Origin of the sequence: Cellulomonas massiliensis JC225 (genome assembly GCF_000312005.1) — a bacterium.
Lineage (GTDB): Bacteria > Actinomycetota > Actinomycetes > Actinomycetales > Cellulomonadaceae > Cellulomonas > Cellulomonas massiliensis.
In genome coordinates, this window is sequence record NZ_HE978588.1 from 2,108,410 (window position 1) to 2,112,093 (window position 3,684).

At 77.9% G+C, this 3,684-nt stretch carries 4 protein-coding genes; all 4 read left to right on the top strand.

Translation table 11 applies throughout. The features are described 5' to 3' along the window. A partial coding sequence (locus tag HGCM_RS19875) for a hypothetical protein (RefSeq protein ID WP_161604976.1) occupies nt 1-262 on the top strand: 262 nt, incomplete at its 5' end. Next, complete coding sequence (locus tag HGCM_RS10030; RefSeq protein ID WP_019136708.1) at nt 262-2,517, top strand: ATP-dependent DNA helicase RecG; 2,256 nt, start codon at nt 262-264, stop codon at nt 2,515-2,517. The genes HGCM_RS19875 and HGCM_RS10030, both read left to right, overlap by 1 nt. A 42-nt stretch (nt 2,518-2,559) precedes the next feature. Further along, on the top strand, nt 2,560-3,249 hold the full coding sequence (locus HGCM_RS10035; RefSeq protein WP_019136709.1) for an ABC transporter ATP-binding protein: 690 nt from the start codon (nt 2,560-2,562) through the stop codon (nt 3,247-3,249). After that, nucleotides 3,246-3,684: DUF6297 family protein (locus HGCM_RS19880; RefSeq protein ID WP_040399055.1), on the top strand; the 439-nt coding region annotated here is incomplete at its 3' end. The genes HGCM_RS10035 and HGCM_RS19880, both read left to right, overlap by 4 nt.

Here is a 3,684-nt window from a genome sequence, read left to right on the forward strand (position 1 = left end):
CGCCGGGCCGGACCCGGACCCGCAGGCGGTGCGCTCGGCGCTGCCGCGGCTGCGCGTCGCCGCGGCCGACCACGCCGGGCAGCTGGCCGACGCGGTGCGGGGCCTCGGCCCCGCGGGGGAGTCGCTCACGGTCGTGCACCGGGACGCGCTCGGCCCCGACGCGCTCGCGGCCCTGCTGGACGAGGTCGGCCGGCTGCACGCCGAGCCCGTCGTGCTCGGGCCCACGGGCTGCGGGCCGGCGTTCCTCGTGGGGGTCGAGTGATGGCCCGCTACGCCGACGGCGTCGAGCCGTCGCGCCGCCCGCTGGACGAGCCGCTGCGCAGCATCCAGCCGCGCCTCGCGCCGAAGCTGGAGGCGATGGGCCTGCGCACGTCCGGCGACCTGCTGCGGCACTACCCGCGCCGGTACGCCGACCCCGGCACCCTGACGGACATCGCGAGCCTCGTCGTCGGCGAGACGGTCTCGATCGTCGCCGACGTGCGCAGCGCGACGGTCCGTTACGCCCGCAAGGACGGCTCGCCGCGCGTGGAGGCCGTCATCACCGACGGCCGCCGGACGCTGCCGCTGACGTTCTTCGTGCGCAAGCAGTACCTCGTGAAGTCGTTCCTCACGAGCCTGCGGCCCGGCCGGCGCGCGATGTTCACCGGTCAGGTGACGTCGTTCCGTGGCCAGGCCCAGCTCTCCCACCCGCGGGTGGACTACTTCGACGCCGAGGACGACGCGGCGGAGGAGCGGCTGCGCGAGGAGGCGGGCCGCCCGCGGCCCGTCTACCCGGCGACGGGGGACGTCGACTCCGCGAAGATCGCGTCGGTGGTCCGCACGGTGCTCGACCCGCTGCGCGAGCAGGACGTCGACGACCCCCTCCCGCCGGCGGTGCGCGAGCGGCGCGGCCTCGGACCGCTGCACACCGCGCTCGTCGAGGTGCACACGCCGCACGAGGAGGCGGACTGGCGCCGGGGGCGGCAGCGCCTGCGGTACGAGGAGGCCTTCGTGCTGCAGGCCGAGCTCGCCCGCCGGCGGGCGGCCGCCGCGAGCGAGCCCGGCACCGCGCGCGAGCGCCGCGGCGCAGGCCTGCTGGAGGCGTTCGACGCACGCCTGCCGTTCACCCTCACGGCGGGCCAGCGCGAGGTCGGGGAGACGATCGCGGCGGAGCTGTCGTCGACGGCGCCGATGCAGCGGCTGCTGCAGGGCGAGGTCGGCTCGGGCAAGACCGTGGTGGCGCTGCGGGCGATGCTCCAGGTCGTCGACGCGGGCGGGCAGGCGGCGCTGCTCGCGCCGACCGAGGTGCTCGCGGCGCAGCACGCGCGCACGCTGCGCGCCCTGCTGGGCGACCTCGCCGAGGGCGGCATGCTCGGGGGCGCCGAGGTGGCCACCCGCGTCGCGCTGCTCACCGGCTCGCTGCCGGCGGCCCAGCGGCGTGCCGCGCTGCTGGACGCCGCGAGCGGCGCGGCCGGGATCGTCGTGGGCACGCACGCCCTGCTCGCCGACGCGGTGCAGTTCGCCGACCTGGGGCTCGTCGTGGTCGACGAGCAGCACCGGTTCGGCGTCGAGCAGCGCGACCGGCTGCGCGCCAAGGCGTCGACGGCGCCGCACCTGCTCGTCATGACGGCGACGCCGATCCCGCGCACGGTCGCGATGACCGTCTTCGGGGACCTCGAGACGTCCGTCCTCGCGGAGGTCCCGGCGGGCCGCAGCCCGGTCGTCACGCACGTCGTCCCGGCGGACCGGCCGGGCTGGGTGGACCGGATGTGGCAGCGCGTGCGCGAGGAGGTCGACGCCGGCGGCCGCGTCTACGTGGTGTGCGCCCGGATCGACCCGGACGACAAGGCGGACGGCGACGGCGCGGACCTCGTCGCCGCCGAGCCGACCACGCTGGCCGACGTCGACGCACCGGCGCGCCGGCCGCTGCGCGCGGTGCTCGACGTCGTCGAGGAGCTCCGGCACCGGCCGGAGCTCGCGGGCGTCCCGGTCGGGGTGCTGCACGGCCGGATGACGCCCGAGGACAAGGACCGCGCGCTGGCGGAGCTCGCGTCGGGGGCGACGCCCGTGCTGGTCTCGACCACGGTGGTCGAGGTGGGCGTCGACGTGCCCGAGGCGACCGTCATGCTCGTGCTGGACGCGGACCGGTTCGGCGTCTCGCAGCTGCACCAGCTGCGCGGCCGGATCGGGCGCGGCACCGAGCCGGGGGTCTGCTTCCTCGTCTCGCAGGCGCCCGAGGGCAGCCCCGGCGCGACGCGGGTCGAGACCCTCGCCCGGACGACGGACGGCTTCGCCCTGGCGGCGCTGGACCTGGAGCTGCGCCGGGAGGGCGACGTGCTCGGCGCCGCCCAGTCCGGCGGGGCGACGTCGCTGCGGCTGCTGCGCGTCACGCGCGACACCGAGCTCATCGAGCAGGCGCGCGAGGACGCCCGCGCGTGGGTGGGCGACGACCCCGACCTGACGGCGTGGCCGCCGTTGCAGCGCGCGATCGGCGACCTCCTGGCCGGCGAGCGCGAGGAGTTCCTCGACCGCGCGTGACCGCCGCGGGGGTCCCGGGCCGCGCGGTCTACGCTGGCGCGCGTGTCGAAGCCGGTGGTGCGTGCCCGTGATCTCGTCGTCGGCTACGGGGGCTCGCCGGTGTGCGCACCGGTCACCTTCACGCTGGCGCCCGGCCGCGCGGTCGCGCTGGTCGGCGCCAACGGGTCGGGCAAGTCGACGGTCCTGCGGGCCGTGATCGGGCTGCTCGAGCCGGCCGGCGGGCTGCTGGAGGTCCTGGGCGCCCCGGTCGACGACCGCTCCGCCGAGTTCCGCGCCCGCGTCGCGTCCGTCCTGGACGACGACGCCTACTTCCCGGCCCTCACGGTCTCGGAGCACCTGTACCTCACCGCGCGGGGGCACGGCGTGCGGGACGCCGACGACGTCGTCGCCGGGCTGCTCGACGAGTTCGGCCTCGCCGGGCACGCGCGGTCGCTGCCCGTCGCGCTCTCGTCCGGCCAGCGCCGGCGCCTGCTGCTCGCCGCCGGCTTCGTGCGCCCGCGGTCGCTGCTCGTGCTCGACGAGCCGGAGCAGCGCCTCGACCGGGCGATGCGCGACCGGCTCGCCCGGCGCCTCCTCGACGAGAAGGAGGCGGGCGGCGCCGTCCTCCTCGCGACGCACGACCCGGACCTCGTCCTCGCGGTGGCCGACCGGGGCGTGCACGTCGCGGACGACGCCACCCGCGTGCTCAGCGCGTCCGACGCGGCGGCCGTCATCAGCCGGGAGAACCCGTGAGCGAGCCGGGCGCGCCCGCCGTCGCGCCGTTCGAGGTCGGCGCGGTCCCGTTCGCGAGCGCGGTGCGGCGGTACACGACGCGCGCCGGCCGGGCGCGGGCCACTGCGAGCGTCGGCAGCCTGCTCTCCGACGTGTACTACGCCGTCGTGTCGACCGCGATCGCCCTCGGCCTCGCGTTCGGCGTCGCCGGGACGCTGCGCGTGGCGCTGCCGCCGGCACCCTCGGTGCCCGAGTCCGGGCTCAGCCTGGCGACGCTCGTGGTCGTGCTGCTCGTCGGCCTGGCCGGCGTGCTGCTGTCGCTCGCGGGCCGCCTCGGCCCCGTGGGCGCGGGCGGCGCGGAGGCGACGTGGTGGCTGGGGCTGCCCGTCGACCGGCGCGGCCTGCTGCGCCCGGCGGCGCGTCGCCTGCCGGTCGTCGCCGCGCTCGCGTCGGCGG

Bases quoted from the DNA above. Each gene is read 5' to 3' on its own strand.
- HGCM_RS10030 (WP_019136708.1), top strand. From the start codon at position 262: ATGGCCCGCTACGCCGACGGCGTCGAGCCGTCGCGCCGCCCGCTGGAC.